Genomic DNA, 21774 nt, shown 5'->3' with positions numbered 1-21774 from the left:
GAAGGAAGCGGGTGATGATCGTGAAAGACATCACGCTGTTTGCCAATAGGAGAGCCAGCTTTTTCGGCCGATTCGTGTGCGCTGCAATGGCAGTGCTACTTGTCGTATCCTTTTTCGGCTTAACTGAGAATCCCGCCAAGGCCTACGCCCTCGAATCTGATGCGAGCTCTGCTGAGGGGCAGCCATCTGACGACGTGGCTTCTCCGCAAAATGTTTACGTCTACCTCCAGCTCTCCGGCGACGCCGCCAAGGCAGCCGAGGAGCTTGGGCTTACCCACAACAACGACGGCTCCCAAAAATGGTTCACAATCGGTGTCATTCAGCTTGACATCACGGAGGCCTCTGCTTCCGAGAAGCAGTCCATTCTTCTCAACACCGAGGAAAACACGGACGAGCTTGTTGCGCTCAAAGCGGGTATCGATAAATCCCTCAAAGCCCTTGTGCGCTTTCTCGACAACGAAAAGCTGGCCATTTACGGCGCCCAGTGGAACGAGCTGAAGGTCTGCGACGGCGCGACGGATTATCCTGAGGCCAGCGGATCGAAGGCGTGGCATCTCGACGGTGAGCTTTCAGTGCAACTCGTCGAATTCGATATCGATTATGTCGATAAGGATGGTCGGCCTCTTCCGGCTGCTGAGGGCGCCGATGGCCAGATGACCGTCCCTTCGCGCAAGCTCTTCGTTGCCGAAGGTTCTGAAATGGTCGCGCGCGATTATGTCGTCGACGTCCCGGGCTACAAGTTCTCCGAAGCGTTGACTAAAGACGCCAACAACGGCAATCTTGTCGTTAAAGCCGAAGCCGCATCAGAAGAGCACGTGGTGGATGCGGATGTTACCGAGGCAGTTGCGAATGGGGCGGATCATTTGACGCTTGTCTACGAGAAAGTGTCCGTCGTTGTCCCCGACGATCCGATCGTCGGCCCTTCCGATCCGGTGACGCCTCCTGATAACCCTCCGATAAACCCCGATAATCCGGGTATTATCCCCGACGACTCCGAGCCCATCCCTGATGATCCTAACGACCTGCCCGGCGGCGTAGACGATCCGAACGGCGGAAACGGCGAGACGCCATCAGTTCCTTCCGATGATAACACCGACAATGGCTCCCAGCGTCCTGGTAATACGGACGCCTCGACGCGTCCGTCGAATCCCCAGGTGAGCTTCATCGTGCCTCAGACCGACAGCCGATCTCATCAAGCAACCCAGCCCGCCGCGGGCACCGCGACGTCGGCTTCTCGCGGGTTCGCCGCCGGTGAGCGCACGACCGTTTCCGAGCCAGCAGCAACAGCGCAGCCCGCAGCGACCGAAACCGCCGGGGCTGTTGAGGCCACGGCAGGGGCAGCGGCCGGGGAAGTGCTTATCGAAGACGATGCGACGCCCATGGTGTCTCGCGCGCCTGGTGCTGAAGTCATCGTTGCAGAAGCGGTTCCTCTGGGCGCCTTCGACGCCCCGGTTGATCCGGCGCCATGGGTAGCTGGGATGGGAGCCATCGGTACGGCTTTGTGGGGCGTTGTCGCCGTGCGCCGGCGCCTCGTGATGGCGCAGCAGCTGGCCACATTCGAAAGCCAGGTGCTGGGCAATAGTGCTGTCGAGGCTGATGCCGTCGCCGTTCCAAATGCCGGGCATCAAGCGCTTTAGCCTTGTTTTAAAGGGAAAGCTTCTAAAGAACCGCCGCGCCCTCAGGGTTTGGCGTTTCAGCTAGAGAGCAAGCGCTTGCGCCAGCGCCCACAGTGCTAGAAGGTGCCCAGGGTAGTACCCATAGAAGAACCATTTCAACGGTCGGCCTCGCTGGCCGTTGTAGTTCAGCATGAGCGCTGTTGCCAATCCGAACCCAACGGTGTAATAGCCGAGTACGCCTAGGCTTAGTGGCGCAGGATCGTTGACTGCCCATGAAAGAGCCGGCAGCCCTAGGCTCAAAAAAGGTACGAGCATCGCGAGCGCTACCCCGCGCGGCCGATCGTGAAAATGCCAGAAAAGCAGAATCATAAGCGGGCCGATAATGCCCCAGTCGCAAAAGGAACTGACGGCCAGCCCTCCAAGGAGGCCCAGCGCGCATAGGACAAGGTTCTGCCGCTGGTGGGCGACAAGCCACAGCATTCCGAGCCCGATAAGCAGAGTAATAAGCACGTTGCCCGTCGCTCCGAACAGCAGCGAATAGGGAATTTGCGAGACAACTGCGAACACGGCGAGTCGCTCTGCGTAACGTCGCACGCTGGAGGTGTGTCGATACCCCTCACACAGCAGATACGCCATAATGGGGAAGGTGAGGCCGCCCAGGGAATACAAAGCGACCATGGCGCCCCCTGGCAGCTCGCTGCCGAACACGTTGGCAATATGGTTGCACGTCATGCCCACGATGGCTGCCACCTTCAACGCAAAGGCGGTAACGGAGGGCATAGGCTTCATGGGGATCCTTTCGCGAGGCCGGCTGAAAGGTGCCGGCGCAGTCAAAGAGGCGCACCTATTATAATGATGCGCATGGGAAATACCAAAATCATACCGTGTGGCTTTGGGCCTGTGCTCGTCTTGGTGCTGCTCGCCGGCGTCGTGGGCGGCCTCGGTCAGTGGTGGGCCGACGGGGGTTCGCAAGCAGTGCAGCTGGCGCGCTGTGGCGCATTGCTTGCCGAGGCCTGGGAGGCGGCGTTGGTGGAAGAGGTGCTCTTCCGCGGTGTGCTGCTGTGGGCGTGCCTGTCTTGGGCGATCCGTTGCAACAAGCGGCATCTGAAGTGTGCAGCGAGCGTCGATCGCGCGGCCGACCATCGCATCGTCCCCGTCTCGACCCGTTTTGCCGTTGTGGCAAGCTCTCTCGTTTTCGGATTGATGCATCTGATTCCCGATGGCTCGCTGATAGCTTCGGGGGCCGATACGGTGGTCGTTGTCGCGCAGGCCATTCTCAAAGTGGCCCAATCGACGTTGTTCGGGGCTGTCATGGCGCTGCTCGTCGTTCGTAGCCCCTACGGCTCGCGTCCTCTCCCGCAGTGGGCGCTTTCCCTGGTGGCACCCGTAATCGCTCACGGTCTTTTCGATCTGCTGTTCTGGGGCCCTCTTCTGCTGACAGGCGGCGTGCTGCCTTCTACCTATCTCACGGGCAACGCGGCCGATCTCGTACCTTTGGTGATCACAACGGTTCTGCTGGCATGGGCCGTAAAATCATGTTAGGCTTTGCCCATGAATAGAACTGAAGCCCTGCATATACTCGGCCTGGAAGACAACGCCACGGCCGATGACATCAAAATTGCCTACCGCGAAACGGTGCAGATTCTGCACCCGGACAAGTTCGCGGGCAACGAGAAGCTGCAAAGCCGCGCCACTGAGCAGTTCAAACGCCTGCAGGAGGCTTACGACCTGCTGTCTTCGGGCGCCAGCGGCGGTCGTGGCGGCCGCGGCGCGCGCTCCGGCAGCTCGTCCGGCGTATCCTCCTCATCCGGCGCCGCGCGTGCCTGGACCGAGGTCGAAGATGGCGTGGAAGTGGAATACCTCACCGAGGCCGAGATCAAGGCGCGCCTCGCTGGCATCGCCGCCGCCCGCGCCCAGCTGGTGGCCCAGCGCGATACCGTCTCCGATGAGCGCCGCAACGGCCTGGCCATGGCGGCCATTGGCGCGGTGGCCACGCTGCTCACCATCCGGCGGCCTTTCGGCATCCTCGGCATGATCGCCGCCGTCGCCGGCACCGCCACCGTGTGGGGCATCATCCAGTTTCTCGGTGCCCAGCGCAATCTCAATACGTTGAACGAGCACTTGGCGAAGCTCACCGAGGAACGCAAGGAGTACGAGGCGCTCCTCGAGGAGTAGTTGCTCCCGCCGCCTCGTCCGGCCGTGCGCATCGTACCCCTTCTGCCGCGCCCGTTTGTCGTCCCGGTGCCGTCTGCGGTCGCACGCCGCCATCATCCCCGCAAAGCGCTATAATTTCTGCGCCCAAAAACGAACCGAAAGAAGATTCATGAAGCAAGAGAACATCCGCAACGTCGCTATCATCGCCCACGTCGACCACGGCAAGACCACCCTCGTAGACCGTCTTCTGTGGGCCTCCCACGTTTTCCGCGAGAACCAGCAGGTGGAAGAGCGCGTCCTCGACTCCAACGATCAGGAGCGCGAGCGCGGCATCACCATCCTTTCCAAGAACATCTCCATCACCTACAAGGGCGTGAAGATCAACGTCATCGACACGCCGGGCCATGCCGACTTCGGTGGCGAGGTGGAACGCGTGCTCAACATGGCCGACGGCGCCCTGCTCATCGTGGACGCCTACGAGGGCCCCAAGCCCCAGACCCGCTTCGTGCTTTCCCATGCGCTCGAGCGCGGCCTGCGCATTGTGGTGGTCGTGAACAAGATCGACCGCCCCAACGCCGATCCCGAGGGTGCCGTGGACAAGGTCTTCGACCTCATGGTGGAACTGGGCGCCAGCGACGAGCAGCTCGACTTCCCCGTGGTGTACGCCTCGGCTGTGAACGGCTACGCGCGCCTCGATCCCGACGACGGCAACATGGACATGGTGCCGCTGCTCGACACCATTCTGGACGAGATTCCCGCCCCCGATGTGGACATCGACGGCCCGGTGGCCCTGCAGATCTGCACCGTGGACCACTCCAGCTACGAGGGCCGTATCGGCGTGGGCCGTCTGTCCTCCGGCACGTTGCACGAGAAGGAGCAGGTGCTCGTCGTGAAGCCCGACGGGGCCGAGCGCCGCGCGCAGATTCGCAAGGTGTACACCTTCGAGAACCTGGGCAAGGCCGAGGTCACCGCGGCTGATGCCGGCGATATCGTGGCCGTCATCGGCATCGAGGATGCCGACATCGGCGACATCATCACCGACCCGGAAAGCCCCGTCACCGAGATGGCCCCCATCGCCGTGGAGGAGCCCACCATGGCCGTCGTCTTCGAGGCGTCCACGAGCCCCTTGGTGGGTCGCGAGGGCGAGATCGTCGGTGGCCGCCAGCTGAAGGAACGCCTCATGCGCGAGAAGGAGAGCAACATCTCCATGCGCATCAACGAGCTGGAGGACAAATCCGGCATCGAGGTGGCCGGCCGCGGCGTGCTGCACCTGTCCGTGCTCATGGAGACCATGCGCCGCGAGGGCTTCGAGTTCCAGGTGGGCCGCCCCCGCGTGGTGTACAAGACCGCTGAGGACGGCACGAAGCTCGAGCCCATCGAGGAGGCCACGGTGGACGTGCCCAACGAGTACGCGGGCAAGGCCATCGAGGTCATGGGCACCGCCGGCGGCATCATGGAGCACATGGCCTCCGACGAGACCATGACGCACCTCTCCTTCTCCATCCCCTCGCGCGGCACCATGGGCCTGAAGACGCGCATCCTGAACGCCACCCACGGCGAGGCCATGCTGTTCCACCACTTCAAGGAGTACGGCCCCTACACTGGCGAGATGGCCGGGCGCAAGAACGGCGGCATGATCGCTATGTCCACCGGCAAGGCCGTGGCCTACGCACTGGACACGTTGCAGGAGCGCGGGCGTTTGTTCGTGGCGCCGGGCGACGACTGTTACGAGGGCATGATCGTGGGCGAGTCCGCCAAGGAAGGCGACATGGTGGTGAACGTCGAGAAGACGAAGAACCTGGGCAACCAGCGTTCCAGTTCGGCCGACAAGGCCATTCAGCTGACGCCGCCCATCACCTTCACCTTGGAAGAGGCTCTGGAATACATCGAGGACGACGAGCTGGTGGAGGTCACTCCGCAGTCCGTGCGCCTGCGCAAGCGCCTGCTTTCCGCCACCGACCGCAAGAAGGCGAAGAAGAACTAGTCCCGCGCTCAATAGCTGGGCCACATAACCACCCGCAGGGGGCGACTTCGGTCGCCCCTTTCTGCAGCGGGGGCTCCCATGGATGGATCTCTCCGTAGGGGGCGACCTTGGTCGCCCCTCCCGACTTCCTATGGCCCCCATGGCCGAGAGGGCTGACCAAGGTCAGCTCCTACGAAATTCGCGGCGTTGACCGCGCGCCGCCCCTGCGGGAAACAGGTTGCGAAATTGTGTGGGTCATATTCTCGAACATGACCCAATTCATAAGCTTTGAAGTGGGATTTCTTCCTCGCGCTCATTGACGTACCGTGAATCAAAAGTGGGCAAATTGTGCGACGGTTGTTACCGTGCCGTCATGCGTGGGAAAATGCGCTTTGAGATCATCGGGAACTGTCTCAAGACGCACTCGTGAATTGAAGCCTGGCAGTTTCCGTCGCCTATGAGGAAGGTATTTAATGAAGAAGCTGTCTTTCGCGAAATCGCTTGCCTCGGTGAGTCTTGCGGCCGTGTGCGCCCTGGGTATCGTCGGTTGTTCCGAGCAGACCAGCGACACGCCCACTTATACGGGTGGTGTTGCAGCTACGGTCAACGGGGTGGAGATTCCCGAGGACAAGGTTACCCAGGCTATCCAGGACATTCGCGCCCAGATGAGCCTTACCGACGAGGACGCATGGGGCAAGTGGCTTGCCGAGAACGACTACACGCCCGAGTCGGTGCGCGAGGAGATCGTGAACTCTTATGTCGATCAGGAGCTCGTGAAGCAGGGCGCCGATTCCGAGGGAATCACGGCGGATTCCGCCCAGGTCGATCAGTACGTGGAAACCATGCGTGGCCACTATGACTCCGATACCGCTTGGGCAGAGGCGCTGGAGGCCGTGGGCATGACCGAGGACGAGTACCGTGACAATATCTCGCTGTCGCTGGTGTCTCAGCAGCTGCAGCAGAAGGTGGGCGAGGGCGCTGCTGAGCCGACCGACGAGGAAGTGCTTGAGAGCGCCAAGACCTACGTGAGCTCTTACGACGGCGCGAAGAAGTCTTCCCACATCTTGTTCGAGGCCTCCGATGAGGCTCAGGCCCAGGAAGTGCTCGACAAGATTAATGCGGGCGAGCTTGATTTCGCGACGGCGGCCGAGTCCTATTCCAAGGACACCGCTTCCGCTGCCGAGGGCGGCAATGTGGGTTGGGATCGTCTTTCGAACTTGGTGACCGAGTACACCACGGCGCTCGCCGACCTGAACAAGGGCGACGTGAGCGGGCTGGTGACCAGCACCTATGGCATTCACATCATTCAGTGCACCGATGTGTTCGAGGCCCCCGAGGAGCTGACGAGCCTCGATCAGCTGCCGACCGAGTTCCAGGATTCCATCCGCGCCATGCTGCAGTCTTCCAACCAGTCCAACGCGTACTACTCGTGGCTGGAGGAGCAACGCAACGCCGCCGACATTCAGATCAACGACATGCCCGAGGGGCTGCCCTACTGGGTCGATATGGCGAACTATCCCAAGGAGGAAAGCTCCGAGAACAGCACGGGCGTGACGGCGGTTGACGCTGATGGCAACCCCATCGTTCTTGACGAGGGCGCTGTCGAAGGCGAGGGCGCCGGCGAGCAGGCCGACGCAAGCGCCGAGGGCGAGGAGCCCGTGGCTGAGGGCGTCGATGAGGGCGCTGAAGGTGCCGAAGATGCTGCCGCGGCCGCTGCCGATGAGGCTGCTGCCGACGCCGAGGGCGCAGCGCCTGCTGGCGACGACGCCGAGCAGCCTACCGAAGGCGTGGCCGAGGGCACCCAGCCTGCGGAGACTCCCGCCCAGTAGCACACTCGAGAAACAACGTCGCGAGGGATACCTTGCGAGAGAAGAGACGAGAGCGCCCGCGCTGATGCGTGGGCGCTCCGCTGTGTAACCGGATTTGCTCTTGTCGATCATCAATCCGATTCTTCTCTGTTGGGCAAAAAAACTTCTTGAGACAGCGGCGGTGCTGCGCTATACTTCTTAGACGCTTCGTCTTAGGGCGGGGCAGACGCTATGCGGAGAGATGTCCGAGCTGGCCGAAGGAGCACGATTGGAAATCGTGTATGCCCCAAAAGGGTATCTGGGGTTCGAATCCCCATCTCTCCGCCAGACTAATCCCGCGAGCCTCTTCCAGGCTCGCTTTGATATGGCGCCCCTTTGCGGGCGCATCGCCCCTGCGGAGGGGTGGCAGAGTGGTTGAATGCGGCGGTCTCGAAAACCGTTTCACCGGTGCTCCCGGTGACGAGGGTTCGAATCCCTCCTCCTCCGCCAGTTTAGTTGCGACATTAGTGAACTCGCATTAAGGCAAGAAATTGCAACGACGCGGGATTCGAACCGAGTTTTCTGGCGTTGATGTAAAGAAAAGTGCGATCGTGCGAGTTTTCTACGATGAAAAACTCGCACGATCGCACTTTTTTCTGCACCGAGAAGGTTTTTAGCGCTTCAGGACTCGCATAATCGCACTTTTCTTTGCATTGAAATCAAAAAAGTTGTTTTTGGCCGGTTTAGCATCGCGTGGTTGCAGTCGTCGCTGACTGATTTTGGCGATAAACTGGGCAAGTTGGTCATTTTTTCGCAGCGTATCCTTCCTTACAATAAGGGAAACTACTGCTGAATACCGAAGGATCCACTATGCCCGTTATTGATGCCCATTCCCACATTTATCCCGACAAGATCGCCTGCAAGGCCTCCTCGGCGGTGGGCGATTTCTACGGCGTGGACATGAACGCCAAGAACGCTTCCGTCGCCTCAATGCTCGCGGCCTGCGAGGGCTCACCCATCACCCATCATCTGGTGCATTCCGTGGCCACAACGCCGGGCCAGGTGCCCATCATCAACGACTTCATCGCCGAGCAGTGCCGCGAGCACGAGAACTTTATCGGCTTCGCTACCATGCACCAAGATTTCGAAGACATGGAAGGGGAAATCGATCGCGCTATCGGCTTGGGGTTGAAGGGCGTGAAGATTCACCCGGACACGCAGAAGGTGAACATGGACGACCCACGCTTGATGCACCTGTACGAGGTCATCGAGGGCCGCCTGCCCATCGTCATCCACACCGGCGACTATCGTTACGACTTCTCGCACCCACGCCGCCTGAAGCGTATTCTGCACACGTTCCCTAATCTGGTGGTTGATGCGGCCCACTTCGGCGGCTGGTCGGTGTTCGATTACGCCCTCGAGTACTTGGAAGACGAGAACTGCTACGTGGACACATCCAGCGCCCTCGAGTTTCTGGGCCCCCGCCGCACCGTGGAGCTCGCCCGCGCCTACGGCATCGAGCGCGTGATGTTCGGCAGCGACTTCCCCATGTGGAGTCCCGTGAACGAGTACAACATGATCTCCGCCATGCCCTTCACTGAAGACGAGTTCGAGGCTATCACTTGGAACAACGCCCAACGCTTCATCGCGGGAGAGATGCCGCGGTAGAACCTCTACTCTTCTTCCGCGGCAGGCTTGTCGATCACGACGAGGATGCGGTCGATGCGCAAGCGATCCATGGCGAGCACGGTGAATGTCACCTTGGTGCCGCGATCTTCCAGCACCGCCACGTCGCCCTCCTTGGGAATGCGGTCGAACAGCGACAGCAGAAGGCCGCCGGCGGTTTCCACATCGTTGGCTGCCTCGGGCTCGAAGCCGAGCAGCTCCACCAAATCGTCAATGGCGAGCGTGCCATTGATCTGGTAGGTGCCGTCGGGCAGCTCCTCGATGTCGTCGTCGGTGTCGTGCACGTACTCGTCGTCGATGCGGCCAACGATCTGCTCCATGATGTCGCTCATGGTGACGATGCCCGCCGTGCCGCCGTGCTCATCTACGACAACGCACATCTCGGTGCGACCCTCCTGCATGGCCTGCAAAAGCTTCGCGATGGGCGCGCCCTCGGGCACCGGCGGCAGCTCGCGAATCTTCCAATCGCTCATGGGGGCGTCCTTGGGCTCGTCTACGAGATCCTTCGTGTGCACGAAGCCGACGATGCGGTCCTTCGAGCCGTCGCACACCGGGTAGCGCGTGTACTTGTACTGGCGCACGACGTCCCAGTTCTCTTCCAAGGTGTCTTCCAGATCGAGGCAGATGACGTCGGTGCGCGGGGTCATGATGCCCTCAGCGTCCTTGTCGCCCAAGTCGAAAATGTTGTCGACGAACTCGTTCTGCTCCGGATCGATGAGGCCGCTTTCCGTGGACTCGTCAATAAGCAGCTTGATCTCCTCGCCGGTGTACACCTCGTGCTCATCGGCCGGGTCATGGCCGAACAGGCGCATGACCCCGTTGGTGATGCCGTTGAAGATGACCATGATCGGGTAGGTGATGCGGTAGAACACGCGCAGGGGGCCGGCGGTGTGCAGGGCGTACTTCTCGGTGGCGAAGATGGCGAAGGATTTCGGGATGAGCTCGCCGACCACCACGTGCAGGGTAGTCACGATGAAGAAGCCTACGGCCACGCAGATGGGGTATACCGTCGCCTCGGGGAAGCCCCAGGACAGTAGCGGTGCCTCCAGAACGGCGGACACGGCCGGCTCGCCCAACCAGCCGATGGCCAGGGAGGCCAGCGTGATGCCGAGCTGGCAGGCCGACAGGTAAGCGTTGATGTGCGTGGTCACGTCACGGGCGGCCTCGGCGCCGCGGCGCTTCTCGGCGACGGCCATGTCGATTTGGCTCTTGCGCACGCGCACCAGCGCGAATTCCGCGATGACGAAGAACGCGTTCATCAGCAGGAAGAACACCACGAGCAACAGACATATAGCGGTTTGCATACCGATCAATCATCCTTTCAGGGCGAAAACTCTGTTCCGCATTATAGAGGTGCGGGAGATAACATGAGCGAATCCATAGATGATTTTCCCAAACAGTCGCCGAACTGATACCGCAGAAGGCAGCGGCGACGCTCATACTAAGAAAAAAACAAGCGAGAGCGGGGCATAAAGCGAATGAGGTGTTGTGTATGAAGCTAACGCGCAAACAATGGATGATGCTGGCGGTGCTCGTGTCGGGCGCCTTTGTGACGGTGCTGAATCAGACGCTGGTGACGCCGGCGCTGCCGTCCATCATGGTGGAGATGAGCGTCGACCAATCGACGGCCCAGTGGCTGACCACCGGGTTCACGCTGGTGAACGCCATCATGATCCCCATTACGGCGTTTCTGCAGGATCGGTTCTCCACGCGGAAGCTGTTCGTGTTCTCAATGAGCCTGTTTGCCGTGGGCACGCTGCTGGCGGCCGTGGGCCTCAACTTTCCGGTGCTTCTGGGCGGCCGTCTCGTGCAAGCTGCCGGCGCCGGCATCCTCATGCCGGTGACCATGACGGTGCTCATGCTGGTGTTTCCGGTTGATCGCCGCGGTTCGGCCATGGGCATCTTCGGCCTGGTCATCGCCTTCGCGCCGGCCATCGGCCCCACGGTGGCGGGCTTCGTCATCGACCAAGCCGACTGGCACATCCTGTTCTACCTCATCTTCGCCTTGGCCATCGTCATTATCATCCCGTCGCTGTTCCTTGTCGATGACAAGGCGCCGGCGAACAAGGGCGACTCGGTGCTCGATCCGCTGTCGCTGGCGCTTTCCACCTTGGGCTTCGGGCTCATGCTTTACGGCTTCTCGGCGCTGGGCTCTGCCGGGTTCACGCCGGTGCCGCTGCTCACCTGTGCTCTCGGCATCGTCGGCGTCGTGTGGTTCTTCATCCGTCAGACGCGCCTGCCGCACCCGATGCTGCGCGTCGATGTGCTGAAGAACCGCCGCTTCCTCGTGGGCACTATCATCGGCATGCTCGTGCAGGGCGCGCTGCTGGCCGCCGGTATCCTCATGCCCATTTACGTGCAGTCGCTTCACGGGCTGTCGGCCACGGTGTCGGGCCTCGTGCTCATGCCCGGCGCCATCCTTATGGGCATCATGAACCCGCTCGCCGGCAAATGGTTCGATCGCCACGGCCCGCGCCGTATGGCCATTGTGGGCATGAGCCTGCTGACGCTCACCACCTTCGCTTTCGCTATCCTGAACCTCACGTCCAGCATCATTTACATCACCATCGTGTACACGGTGCGCATGTTCTCGATGTCGCTCGTGAACATGCCCATCACCACCTGGGGCATGAACGCCCTGGATAACAAGGTCATGAACCACGGAACCTCGGTGAACAACACGTTGCGCCAGGTGGCGGGTTCGCTCGGCACCGCTATCATCATCGCGGTGTCCACCCAGGTGCAGAATTTCGCGACGCCGGAATTCGGCGCGGCCCAAGGCACCATGTTCGGCATCAACGCCGCCTTCCTCGTGTGCACGCTGTTGTGTCTCATCGGCCTGGTGATGACCATTGTGCTGGTGAAGGACAAGCCCGGCGAGGAAGAGGCCGTGGACGAGGGCGGCACCCGCAAGTCGCTGCTCATGTCCATCATGAAGACCGACGTGTTCTCGCTTTCCAAGGACGCCACCGTGGAAGAGGCCATGCGCCTGTTCGTCGACAAGAACATCTCCGCCGCTCCTATTGTGGATGAATCCGGTGAACCGGTGGGCTTCATCTCCGACGGCGATATTCTGAAGCGCCTAAGCCCGCGCCGCGAGTCGTTCACCGACCCCATCGTGCTCATCAACAGCACGGTGAACGACGACGAGGGCTACGACGAGAAGCTGGCGAAGGTCATGCAAATGCGCGCCAGCGAAATCGGCGCCGCCAGCCCCATCTGCGTGAGCGTGCACGCGAACCTGACCGACGTGTGCCGCGTGCTGGCCGAGAATCACCTGAAGAAGGTGCCGGTGCTGGAGAGCGGCCACATCGTGGGCATCATCAATCGCAGCGACATCACGCAGTACTCCATGGCCGCCTATCTGGCCGATCATCCGGAGCGCGCCGTCTACTGCGGCGAGGGGCCGTCCGGCCAGCACGAGTGCGTGGAAGAGGCCTGCGAGGAGAGGTAGCTAAAGCGCCATTTGCCCCGAACATTCAAGCAGCCCCGGCGAGCGAGGGCAACGGGGCTGCTTGCGTTTGGGAAGCCGCATGGTCGGCTTCCGTGCGTATGGGAAGATGCCAGGTGCGCGGGGTGCGATTGCGTGCTTGCTTGCGGCGGTGCGGGCAAGCGGCGGTGCGCTAGTGATGGCATCCAGTATCTTTACCCCGATAGTAACTGTTTTGCGTGACGGTGCGGGCTGCGGACGGTCAAGCGTCTCCGATCTGCTATCCTATCGAAAACACTAGAGGCGTCCGCGTTCCTTGAGGCGCGAACCCACTCTGGCGACGACCTTGCCAGCCGCTCTGCGGAGAGCGGTTGTGTCGGCGCTTTCGCACGGAAAGGAAGGCCCATGTTCGGAGACAACCTAGAGCGCATCGTCGCGGCCATCGAGAAGAACTACGAGGCCGATGAGATATTCTTCACGAAGCCCGGGCGCCGCTTCCCCAGCCGCACCGCTATCAAGGGGCTCATCACCGAGCTGCGCCGCGTGCTGTTCCCCGGTTATTTCGGGCCGGAGATGCTCTCGCCCTCTACAAGCCCCAGCTACTTTATCGGCCAGACGCTCATCGACATTGAATCGGTGTTGCGCGAGCAGCTCATTTTGGCGCTCACCTACACCTCCGATGATCGTGACGACCTCGTCGGCAGCGGCAACCACTTGTGCGGCGGTTGCACGAGCGACTCCATTTGCGAGCAAACGGCCGATATCTGCACGAAGTTCTTCGACGCCCTGCCCGAAATTCAGCGCACGTTGCTCACGGATGTGCAGGCGCTCTATGACGGCGATCCGGCGGCGGGGTCGAAGGAGGAGGTCATCTTCACGTACCCGGGCTTGTACGCCATTTACGTGTACCGCATTGCGCACGTGCTCTACGACTTGGGCGTGCCTATCATCCCGCGCGTGATGACCGAAATTGCCCATTCTTCCACGGGCATCGACATCGGCGCCGGCGCTCATATCGGCGAGTACTTCTTCATCGATCACGGCACTGGCGTCGTCATCGGCGAGACCACTACCATCGGTGACCATGTGAAGCTGTACCAGGGCGTCACGCTGGGCGCGCTTTCCACCCGCGGTGGTCAGCGTCTGGCTGGCGTGAAGCGCCATCCCACTATTGAGGACAACGTCACCATCTACTCCAACGCCAGCGTGCTCGGCGGCGAGACGGTCATCGGCGAGGGCTCGGTCATTGCCGGCTCCACCTTCGTGACCTTCTCGGTGCCGCCCCATTCTCGCGTCTCCGTGAAGGAGCAGGAGATCCGCGTCCGCCAGCCCGGCGAGAGGGATTAAGCGACAGCAATCAGCGGCGGAAGATACCAAACTGGCGACCTTGGCAGAGCGCTTGTGGGAACGGCGGGCGTCGCCCAGAAGCCTCTTTGGAGATTGCCTCTACTGCTCGCCGCCGTTGGGTTCTACGAGGTACTCGAAGCCTTCTTGGGTGTACTCGCCGGCGATGCGCACGCGAGGGAGGGCCTCCACAGGGTCGCCCACCTCAACGCGGCGGTTCTCGATGGTGAAGGCGCACAGTACACCAGCTTCTTCCATGGCCGCCCAGGCGTTCTCGTTGTTGTCGCCGTAGGGGTAGGCGAAGGCCTCGGTGGTTCCCAGAATGGCCTGGGCCTGCTTCAGGTCGTCCACGATTTCTGCCGTGGCCATGGCGTGGATGATGCCGCCGCGGCCCACATCCGAGCCGTCCCGGTGCATATTGTAGGAATGGGACTGAAACGACACGTAGGGGCTCGCGTAGTCGCGCAGCTTCTCGGGCGTGGAGTCCTGCGAGCAGATGATGAACGAGGTAGCCGGTACCTCGTACTGCTCCAGCAGAGGAATGCCGTAGTTGAGAAAGCCCTTCTGGCCGTCGTCGAAGGTGAGCACGACGCTGCGCGCCGGCAGCGTGTGGGTGCCTTGGGCAAAGGCGCGCACCTCGGCGTAGGAGGGGTAGTAGTAGTTGTTGTCCACTAGGTACTGCAGCTGGGCGGCCAGCTTGGTGTCGAGCAGGTAGTTCGCGTCGTTCTTCTCCGGCGGGTCGTCCTCGGTGTACACGTAGTGGTACATGAGCACGGGGAGGGTCTCGGCGTTGCCCGCGAAGTCGTCGAAGTTCTCCACGACGTGCACCGTGCGGGTGGTCGTGGCCTGGGCGCCCGAGGCGAGCGCCGCCGTGTAGGTGACGGTGTAGTCGCCGGGTGTGGCGGTGTCCACGTCGCCGGTGGCAGTGACAGGGAGGTTGCCCTCGGCGGCATCGTAGGCGTGGCAGCCGCCGTCGAGGAAGTTTTCGCCGACGAGTACGTAGGTGTCCTTGCCACCGCTCAGGGTCATGACGATAGAGTCGGCCACAGGCGGCGCGGCGGCTTCCTCGCCGTTGTTGGGCGCCTCGGGGTTGGCTGCGTCGAAGCTGGTGGAAGCGTCGGGGTTGGTCGCGTCGTTCGTGGCGCCTGCGCCGCCGAGCGCGTTGGCGGCGAAGAACACCCCGACCGCGACGAGGACGACGCAAAGCGCCCCCGCAATGATGCGTCGGCGTCGCGCTTGGCGCGCCTGCTGCATCTGGTAGAGCCGGCTCGCGGAAGCGGCTCGGCGTTGTTGGCCGTCGTAGGGCTGGGCCGCATGGGGTCTGCCTGGCCGTGGCTGCGTCGTGCGCGAAGCTGGTTGGGTCGGGCGCGGGCGGGTCGGGCGCGATTGCTCGCCCTGCGCCCGGGCGGCGCGCGGACGGTCCGATTGCGACTGGTCTGTGCGCGGCGTCGGCCGTCGATGCGGATGCTGTTCCATGGGGGAGAACTCCGTTTCCTTCAACGTGAGTCTCAATCTTAACACAGCCCCGGTGACCCCTCGTTTTCGTGTCGCGGCCCAACGAAGCAAATAAGAAGCAAATAAGAACCGGGAGTTGCGGAAGGGAGGTTTACAATGGCCCTTTTCCTTTCACGGATAGAAAGGTCGACAGTTATGATATACTGCTAGCAATTCTGAAAGGGGTTGCTATGCCGAACATGCAGATGAACTTCCGTATCGATGCCGAACTGAAGCGGCGCGGGGACGAGCGCTTTGCCCGGCTTGGGTGCACGCCGTCGGAGGCCCTGCGGCGGTTTTACGAGATGGCGGCGCGCTATGACGACGAGTCCGAAGCGGCCTTGCGGGCGGTCATCGGCCCCGAGACGGAGGAAGCCGACGCCATGAGCGAGGGCGAGAAGCGTGCCCAAGCGGTCACGGACTTCCTGACATCGCTTCAGGCGCAACGCGAGGCCCTGGGTATTCCGCCAGCTGCCTCGCCTCAGGAGTTCTCGGATGAATATTGGGACAATCTTTTCTACGAGGCGAAGACCGAAAGACTGGCTGAAAGGGGACTCTGGTGACGGTTGCGGAGAATGCTATTGTTGTAGACAAAAACATTTGGCTCGATTTCTATCTTCACGAGCGGCCCCTTCATGAAGAAGCTGCTCGCTTTATTCGCGTTGCGGAGAAATACAACGCCAATTTGGGAACACCAGCGGATGCTGTCAATGAAGTTTTTTACACGGTGGGAAGATATCTGAAACAGCAGGTACGCGAAAACGGTGGCACTGTCGACGAGTGCACGGCCCGTGCTATAAACAACTTCGCGTGGGGGTGCGTCGACCACATGACCGATCTTGCGATATCGGTTCCCATGGACGATCGTACGGCGTGGCTAGCTCGCCACTACCGCGATATCACCTCGGATTACGAAGACGCCTCGGTTCTTGCTTCCTGCGAATTGTGCAAGGCGAACTATCTGGTAACCCACGACAAGCGCCTGGCTGCTCAGGCCAACATAGCCGCCAAAACCGCCACGGAAATGGCCGACCTCATAACCCGCGCTCACGGGGAATAGCCTCCCTGACCATGCGGGGGTCTGGGTGCAATTTTGTGACAAGCTGCCTTGTTTGCTAAGATTGCGAGACATTTTCCCGTGGTCTGACAGTTGCCTGTTTGCTGGCGATGCCCTAGCATCAACACAGAGTATGATTGGAGAACGCGCCCGACGGCGATGGCGCGGCGATAACGATAAGGCGTCGCCGTGTCGAAAAGCAGAAAGGACTCCCATGGAAAACTTCGAATTCGTTTCCCCCACGCATTTTGTCTTCGGGCGCGGGGCTGAAGAGCAGGTGGGCGAGAAGCTGGCGGCAGCTGGCGCCAAGCGGGTGCTTGTGCACTTCGGCGGCGGGAGTGCTGTGGCCTCCGGGCTTATCGACCGCGTGGGTGCGTCGCTGGATGCTGCGGGCATCGAGCACTTGGAGCTGGGCGGTGTGCGCCCGAACCCCGAGATCACCCTTGTGCGCGAGGGCGTGCGCCTCTGCAAGGAGGCTAACGTCGACTGGATTCTCGCCGTAGGTGGCGGCTCGGTCATCGACTCCGCGAAGGCCATCGCCAACGGTGCTTGCGTGGAAGGCGACGTGTGGGAGCTCTTCGAAACCAAGGCCCTCGACCACGATGTGCTGCCCATTGCCGTGGTGCTCACCATCCCGGCCGCCGGTAGCGAGGCGTCGAAGAACACGGTTATTTCCAACGACGAGCTGGGCCGCAAAACCGGCTACGCCAACAACGCCCAGCGTCCGAAGTTCGCCTTCATGAACCCCGAGCTCACCTTCACGCTGCCTCCCTTCCAAACGGCCGCCGGCCTCACCGACATGTTCTGCCACCTGCTTGAGCGCTTCTTCGACGACGTGGGCGCGGTGCCCGTGACTGACAACTTGAACCTGTCGCTCATGAACACCATCCGCGCCGAGGCGCCGCGCGTGTTGGCCGACCCCGACAACTACGACGCCCGCGCCAACATCATGTGGGCCGGCATGCTCTGCCATCAGGGACTCGCCGGAGTGGGCCGCCATGAGGACTGGGCCACTCATGGGTTGGAACACGAGCTGTCGGCGCTGAATCCGGCTATCACTCATGGCGCCGGTCTGGCCGTCATGTTCCCTGCCTGGATGGAGTACGTGCACACCGAGAACCCGGCGCGCTTCGCCTTCTACGGCCAGGCGGTGTTCGGTCTCACGCCCACCGGCGACGTGGAAGCGGACGCGCTTTCGGCCATCGACGAGACGCGCGCCTTCTTCGCGAGCCTTGGCATGCCCACCACCCTCGCCGAGTTGGATGTGGAAGAGGCCGACATCCCGAAGATGCTGCCGACCCTCGCCCAGAACAAGGGCGTCCCCTTCGGCACCTTCAAGAAGCTGACCCTGGAAGACGCCGAGGCCATCTACCGGCTGGCGCTGTAGGGGCGCGGTTTTCGGAGGTCTATTGCTCAAGCAGTAGCTCTCTGCTGTCGAGCCTCTCCTGCAGACCAATTCCTCTAAGCTCTTCTAAGTTTCACTAAGTTCTTCTAAGGAGTTCTAAGTTTCTCGATTCGGGATGACTTTGCGCAACCTGATCAACCGGATCAACCATAAGAGTCCAACTTCCCCAACGAAAACGGTCCAACCTCCGCAATGAAAATAGTCCAACTTCCTCAATCGCTTCGCTGACGTGGTATAGTGAGCATACCGATCGATCATTGACGGAAAGGGCGCGCCATGGTGGAGAAAGACGAAGAGCAGCAGGAGGGCTATTGGCCGCGCGTGGCCGACGCCGTGCTTCAGCGGGCGCTTCGGGCTTCCGGCGCCGTTCAGATCGTTGGCGCGAAATGGTGCGGCAAGACCGAGACGGCCAAGCAGCAGGCGCAAAGTGCCGTGTACCTCCAAGACCCCGACGAGGGTCCCTCTCTTGTCGCTTTGGCCGAAGTGCGCCCGTCGGTGCTCTTGGAAGGCGCCGAGCCGCATCTTATCGACGAATGGCAGATGGCGCCGCAGCTGTGGGATGCCGTCCGTTTCGCGGTCGACCAGGGGAAGGGCAAGGGCCGGTTTATCCTCACCGGATCGGCTACGCCCAAGAAGAGACCGAAGCACTCCGGCGTGGGACGGATATCCCGCATGCACATGCGTCCCATGTCGCTCTTCGAGTCCCGCGAGTCCACGGGCGCGGTCTCGCTAGCGGGGCTCTTCGATGGCGCTGCCGAGGTGGGCGCCCTATCCGATCGCTCCATCGAGGACATCGCCTTCGCGCTCTGCCGTGGCGGTTGGCCGGAGGCCGTGCTGGAAAGCGATCCGGAGATCGCCCTCGACCAGGCCAAGGATTACGTTGCCGAGCTGCTCGACTCGGATATCGACGAGATGGACGACAAGAAGCGCAACTCGACGTGGCTGCGGGCCATTCTGCGCTCCTATGCGCGCAACCTATCCACCGAGGCGAGTCAGGCGACCATCGCGGCGGACATGGGGGGCGAGTCCCCTTCGGAGAACACGGTCGCGGACTATCTCGACGCGCTTCGGCGCACCTACGTTACCGAGGATCTGCCGGCATGGAATCCGGCGCTGCGCTCCAAGACCGCCGTGCGCACCAGTCCGACGCGGCACTTCTGCGACCCGAGCATCGGGGCGGCCCTGCTGGGCGCGTCTCCCCGGAAGCTCTTGCTGGACTTCAACACCTTCGGGCTGTTCTTCGAATCGCTGTGCGTGCGTGACCTGCGTGTGTACGCGGCCAAGCTCCGGGGAACCGTCTACCACTATCGCGATAAGACGGGCCTCGAGGCCGATGCCGTCGTCGTCTTGGATGACGGCCGCTGGGGGGCCGTCGAGGTGAAGCTCGGCGAGAAGCAGGTTGAAGAGGGTGCGGCCCACCTATTGAAGCTCGCCTCGCGCGTTGACGACTCCAAGGAGGGAGCGCCCTCGTTCCTCATGGTTCTTACGGGCCAGCAAGCGGCCTACCGCCGGCCGGATGGCATCTACGTCGTCCCGATAACCTGCCTGGCCCCGTAGGGGACATTACCGCCTGAATCGCCCGATTCGTCTGCGAATACGCTGCATTCGAGCGCCGACCAGTCTCCTTCCGAAAACGAAAGGGCGGAGATCCCTCCGCCCGTCTGCCCGTCTTTGGTAGGCCAGACCGATCAAACGGTTAACCGAGAAAGATCTACCATGGACTGAAGAAAGAATCAACGACTTTTCGGATTTGGTTGCAAGATAGAGACCGTAAACAAAATAGAGAAAATTCGGGTTGACTGCCCGAGAGCTGGATGTACTGAGTTACCTTGTGAGGGGTTACACATTGGCCAATATTGCGCCGAAGCTTTTTCTTTCTGAGCATACTGTGCGCACCCATGTAAGACATATCTATGAAAAGATGGGTGTTCACTCCCGCCAGGAGCTTCTCGAAGCGCTTGGGTATTAAATGGACTTCTATCTCGTCTTTGCATCTCAGGGGCGAGGGTTTCCGCTTTTTGCGCGATCAGTTAAATTTGAAGGGCTATTCCGGTTGGCTGAAGTTGCCCGTGATTTCCTTATCGATGACGCTAAGGAGCTCTTGGCGGGAGTGAACGCCGATTTTGGCGTAGATGTGGCTGACGTGACTGTGGGTGGTACTGGAGGAGATAAACAGCGCCTCGGAAATGAACGGCTCATTGCGCCCCTTCATGAGCAGCCCCATCACCTCAGTTTCGCGAGTGGTAAGACCGTAGCGCTTGGAGAGGGCTTGCGTGACTTGCTCACTGTTGACAGTCTCAGGCGCCATGGCTGAGCGTTCGAGTCCCCAAAGCGACGCTACATTGCGGCTTCCGAACAGAAGCGACGAAACGAGGATCATGGCCAGCAAGAAGAAGAGCAACACCATATGTACGATTTCTTCTGGCATGGAGGCCATGACGAAAAGAGAGAAGCCGGTGGCAACCAGCGTGGCCAAGCTGACAAGTCCGCGCACAATGCCATACAGCGTGTTGAAGGCGACGTTTGTTTCCAGGAACAGCTCGAAGAGTACGGCCCAGAGCATGAGTTCAAGGCAGGTGTACCCTGCGGTAGTGGCAGCCACCGTGAGGGCGGCGGTAGACTCAAAAGGTAGCCAGTAGCTACAAATACCGAGTGTAAAGGCCAGTAGCTGCAAGGTGCTCAGCACCCAATAGGCCTTCTTCAGCTTGCCGATAAGTACCAGCGCGACCACGGTCGTGCCGGCTCGAGCGAGAGTGTGGGCCAGGTAACTCTCTTGGAACACCTCGACAGACTCGCTGCTGGCGGAAATGCGCATTAGGCCGAAGGCGATGCCGAAGACGGCGAGGCCCAGCAGCAGCTTCCAGGGGAGCTTTTGGCCGGCACCCCAAAAAGAAAGCCGCGTTCTGGCCGTTTCAGCATCCGATCCCTCGGTGTTCTGCGGGGATCTCTTATGAGCATCCGTCGCGAGGCCCGCGAGCGACAGCAGCGGTAGCGCAGCGCAGATATAACCTGCCGCGGTTCCGAGAAAGGCCACCGTTAGATATAGAGCAGCTGCTATGAGGAGGGCCCACGAGAACAGCACGACGACGTCCTCCGCCGAGTGACACTGACGAATAGCTCGGTTGACGAAAAGATAGAGAAGAAATCCTTCGGGCAGGCCTACCAAGCAAGCTCCGATAATAAGCAACGCATCGCCGTTCGACCCCCAGAGCACCAGCAACGTGCCAGTCGATGCGGCCAAGGTTGTCGTCGCTCGCAGCAGATGATTTTCGGCCATCTTCTGCGCCAGAGCGGGCGAAAGAAATGCCAAAATGCCTACCACGACTGTACTTACGGTCAACGCTACGAAGTTTGCCAGCTCTACCGAGGCGATGCCGCCGATGCCCGCGAGGGCTGTCGAGAAAAAGACGAGGCTCATCCAGCCCCAGTAGATACCTAGATCGAGCGTGATCCCGAGCCGTCGCTGCCGTGATTGCGCCTCCGATTTTATTGCTCCCATGGTGTCCTCTCCCAAACGTCTAGGCTCAGCTTACCACAGGCTGTTGCATTCGTCGCGGCTGTGCCAGGGGATAGTAGAGCCGGTTTCCACTGCTTCAGAGGATGGGTATCGACTAGTTTAGATGATGCTTTCACCAGGTGTTTCATTCATGATAACGGCATCACCTGAGAGCCGTGGACCGCGGCAGGTGGAAGGATGGGGCCTTCGGCTTCCGAAAAAGCATCTATGTAAGGAGAGAGACAATGACTGATATGAAAGGCATTTCGCGTCGCAGTTTTTTGACTGGATCTGCTGTGCTCGGTGGAGCCGCGGCTTTAGCTGGCCTAGCAGGTTGCAGTC

17 protein-coding genes, 2 tRNA genes and 1 pseudogene are annotated in these 21774 nt (G+C 61.1%); 16 read left to right on the top strand and 4 right to left on the bottom strand.

Annotation, left to right across the window (positions count from 1 at the left end):
* Positions 1–14: 14 nt before the first annotated feature.
* The gene (locus AEQU_RS12070; protein WP_051353452.1) at positions 15–1637 is read left to right on the top strand and encodes a hypothetical protein; all 1623 of its coding nucleotides are present in this window, start codon (positions 15–17) and stop codon (positions 1635–1637) included.
* Positions 1638–1697: 60 nt separating this feature from the next.
* Here AEQU_RS12070 and AEQU_RS11500 read toward each other — a convergent pair whose 3' ends face one another.
* Complete coding sequence (locus AEQU_RS11500; protein ID WP_022741778.1) at positions 1698–2405, bottom strand: TraX family protein; 708 nt, start codon at positions 2403–2405, stop codon at positions 1698–1700.
* Between the two features lie 72 nt (positions 2406–2477).
* Between AEQU_RS11500 and AEQU_RS11495 the strand changes: the two genes are divergently transcribed.
* The 7 genes from AEQU_RS11495 to AEQU_RS11465 all read left to right on the top strand — a co-directional run bounded on the left by AEQU_RS11495 (position 2478) and on the right by AEQU_RS11465 (position 9188).
* Positions 2478–3158, top strand: coding sequence for a CPBP family glutamic-type intramembrane protease (locus AEQU_RS11495; RefSeq protein ID WP_158318418.1), 681 nt, complete (start codon positions 2478–2480; stop codon positions 3156–3158).
* Positions 3159–3167: 9 nt separating this feature from the next.
* Positions 3168–3791 (top strand): J domain-containing protein, encoded by a 624-nt coding sequence (locus AEQU_RS11490; protein WP_022741776.1) that lies wholly within the window; start codon positions 3168–3170, stop codon positions 3789–3791.
* 148 nt (positions 3792–3939) lie between these two features.
* Entirely contained in the window at positions 3940–5754 is a 1815-nt protein-coding gene (typA, locus tag AEQU_RS11485) for a translational GTPase TypA (protein ID WP_022741775.1), read from the top strand.
* A 452-nt stretch (positions 5755–6206) separates the two neighbouring features.
* Positions 6207–7562 carry a peptidylprolyl isomerase gene (locus tag AEQU_RS11480; RefSeq protein WP_022741774.1) on the top strand — a complete coding sequence of 452 codons (1356 nt, stop codon included), beginning with the start codon at positions 6207–6209 and terminating at the stop codon, positions 7560–7562.
* A 214-nt stretch (positions 7563–7776) separates the two neighbouring features.
* Positions 7777–7868, top strand: a tRNA-Ser gene (locus AEQU_RS11475).
* 69 nt (positions 7869–7937) lie between these two features.
* Positions 7938–8030, top strand: a tRNA-Ser gene (locus tag AEQU_RS11470).
* A 360-nt stretch (positions 8031–8390) separates the two neighbouring features.
* Complete coding sequence (locus tag AEQU_RS11465) at positions 8391–9188, top strand: amidohydrolase family protein (protein WP_022741773.1); 798 nt, start codon at positions 8391–8393, stop codon at positions 9186–9188.
* Positions 9189–9193: 5 nt separating this feature from the next.
* Here the strand turns inward: AEQU_RS11465 and AEQU_RS11460 are convergent, their stop codons facing one another.
* Positions 9194–10510 carry a hemolysin family protein gene (locus tag AEQU_RS11460; RefSeq protein WP_022741772.1) on the bottom strand — a complete coding sequence of 439 codons (1317 nt, stop codon included), beginning with the start codon at positions 10508–10510 and terminating at the stop codon, positions 9194–9196.
* Positions 10511–10698: 188 nt separating this feature from the next.
* Between AEQU_RS11460 and AEQU_RS11455 the strand changes: the two genes are divergently transcribed.
* Together AEQU_RS11455 and AEQU_RS11450 are read left to right on the top strand one after the other, a co-directional pair.
* A complete protein-coding gene (locus tag AEQU_RS11455; protein ID WP_022741771.1) occupies positions 10699–12660 on the top strand; it encodes an MDR family MFS transporter in 1962 nt (653 codons plus the stop codon).
* Positions 12661–13041: 381 nt separating this feature from the next.
* Positions 13042–13983: a serine O-acetyltransferase gene (locus AEQU_RS11450; RefSeq protein ID WP_022741770.1), complete on the top strand. Its 942-nt coding sequence runs from the start codon at positions 13042–13044 to the stop codon at positions 13981–13983.
* 99 nt (positions 13984–14082) lie between these two features.
* Here AEQU_RS11450 and AEQU_RS11445 read toward each other — a convergent pair whose 3' ends face one another.
* Positions 14083–15456: an immunoglobulin-like domain-containing protein gene (locus tag AEQU_RS11445; RefSeq protein ID WP_084280762.1), complete on the bottom strand. Its 1374-nt coding sequence runs from the start codon at positions 15454–15456 to the stop codon at positions 14083–14085.
* 209 nt (positions 15457–15665) lie between these two features.
* Between AEQU_RS11445 and AEQU_RS11440 the strand changes: the two genes are divergently transcribed.
* The 5 genes from AEQU_RS11440 to AEQU_RS12400 all read left to right on the top strand — a co-directional run bounded on the left by AEQU_RS11440 (position 15666) and on the right by AEQU_RS12400 (position 19905).
* Positions 15666–16037 carry a hypothetical protein gene (locus tag AEQU_RS11440; RefSeq protein WP_022741768.1) on the top strand — a complete coding sequence of 124 codons (372 nt, stop codon included), beginning with the start codon at positions 15666–15668 and terminating at the stop codon, positions 16035–16037.
* Positions 16034–16534 carry a type II toxin-antitoxin system VapC family toxin gene (locus AEQU_RS11435; protein ID WP_022741767.1) on the top strand — a complete coding sequence of 167 codons (501 nt, stop codon included), beginning with the start codon at positions 16034–16036 and terminating at the stop codon, positions 16532–16534. Before AEQU_RS11440 ends, AEQU_RS11435 begins: the two co-directional genes overlap by 4 nt.
* Before the next feature lie 211 nt (positions 16535–16745).
* Positions 16746–17918 carry an iron-containing alcohol dehydrogenase gene (locus tag AEQU_RS11430; RefSeq protein ID WP_022741766.1) on the top strand — a complete coding sequence of 391 codons (1173 nt, stop codon included), beginning with the start codon at positions 16746–16748 and terminating at the stop codon, positions 17916–17918.
* A gap of 294 nt (positions 17919–18212) precedes the next feature.
* Positions 18213–19493 (top strand): ATP-binding protein, encoded by a 1281-nt coding sequence (locus AEQU_RS11425; protein ID WP_022741765.1) that lies wholly within the window; start codon positions 18213–18215, stop codon positions 19491–19493.
* Positions 19494–19731: 238 nt separating this feature from the next.
* Positions 19732–19905 (top strand): response regulator transcription factor, encoded by a 174-nt coding sequence (locus AEQU_RS12400; protein ID WP_084280758.1) that lies wholly within the window; start codon positions 19732–19734, stop codon positions 19903–19905.
* Positions 19906–19980: 75 nt separating this feature from the next.
* Here the strand turns inward: AEQU_RS12400 and AEQU_RS11420 are convergent, their stop codons facing one another.
* Positions 19981–21435: a helix-turn-helix transcriptional regulator gene (locus AEQU_RS11420; RefSeq protein WP_022741764.1), complete on the bottom strand. Its 1455-nt coding sequence runs from the start codon at positions 21433–21435 to the stop codon at positions 19981–19983.
* A 242-nt stretch (positions 21436–21677) separates the two neighbouring features.
* Between AEQU_RS11420 and AEQU_RS13170 the strand changes: the two are divergent.
* Positions 21678–21758, top strand: a pseudogene (locus AEQU_RS13170) (twin-arginine translocation signal domain-containing protein); the annotation flags it as partial.
* Positions 21759–21774: the final 16 nt, after the last annotated feature.

This window comes from Adlercreutzia equolifaciens DSM 19450 (genome assembly GCF_000478885.1).
Lineage (GTDB): Bacteria > Actinomycetota > Coriobacteriia > Coriobacteriales > Eggerthellaceae > Adlercreutzia > Adlercreutzia equolifaciens.
This window is presented reverse-complemented; position numbering and strand designations above follow the sequence as displayed.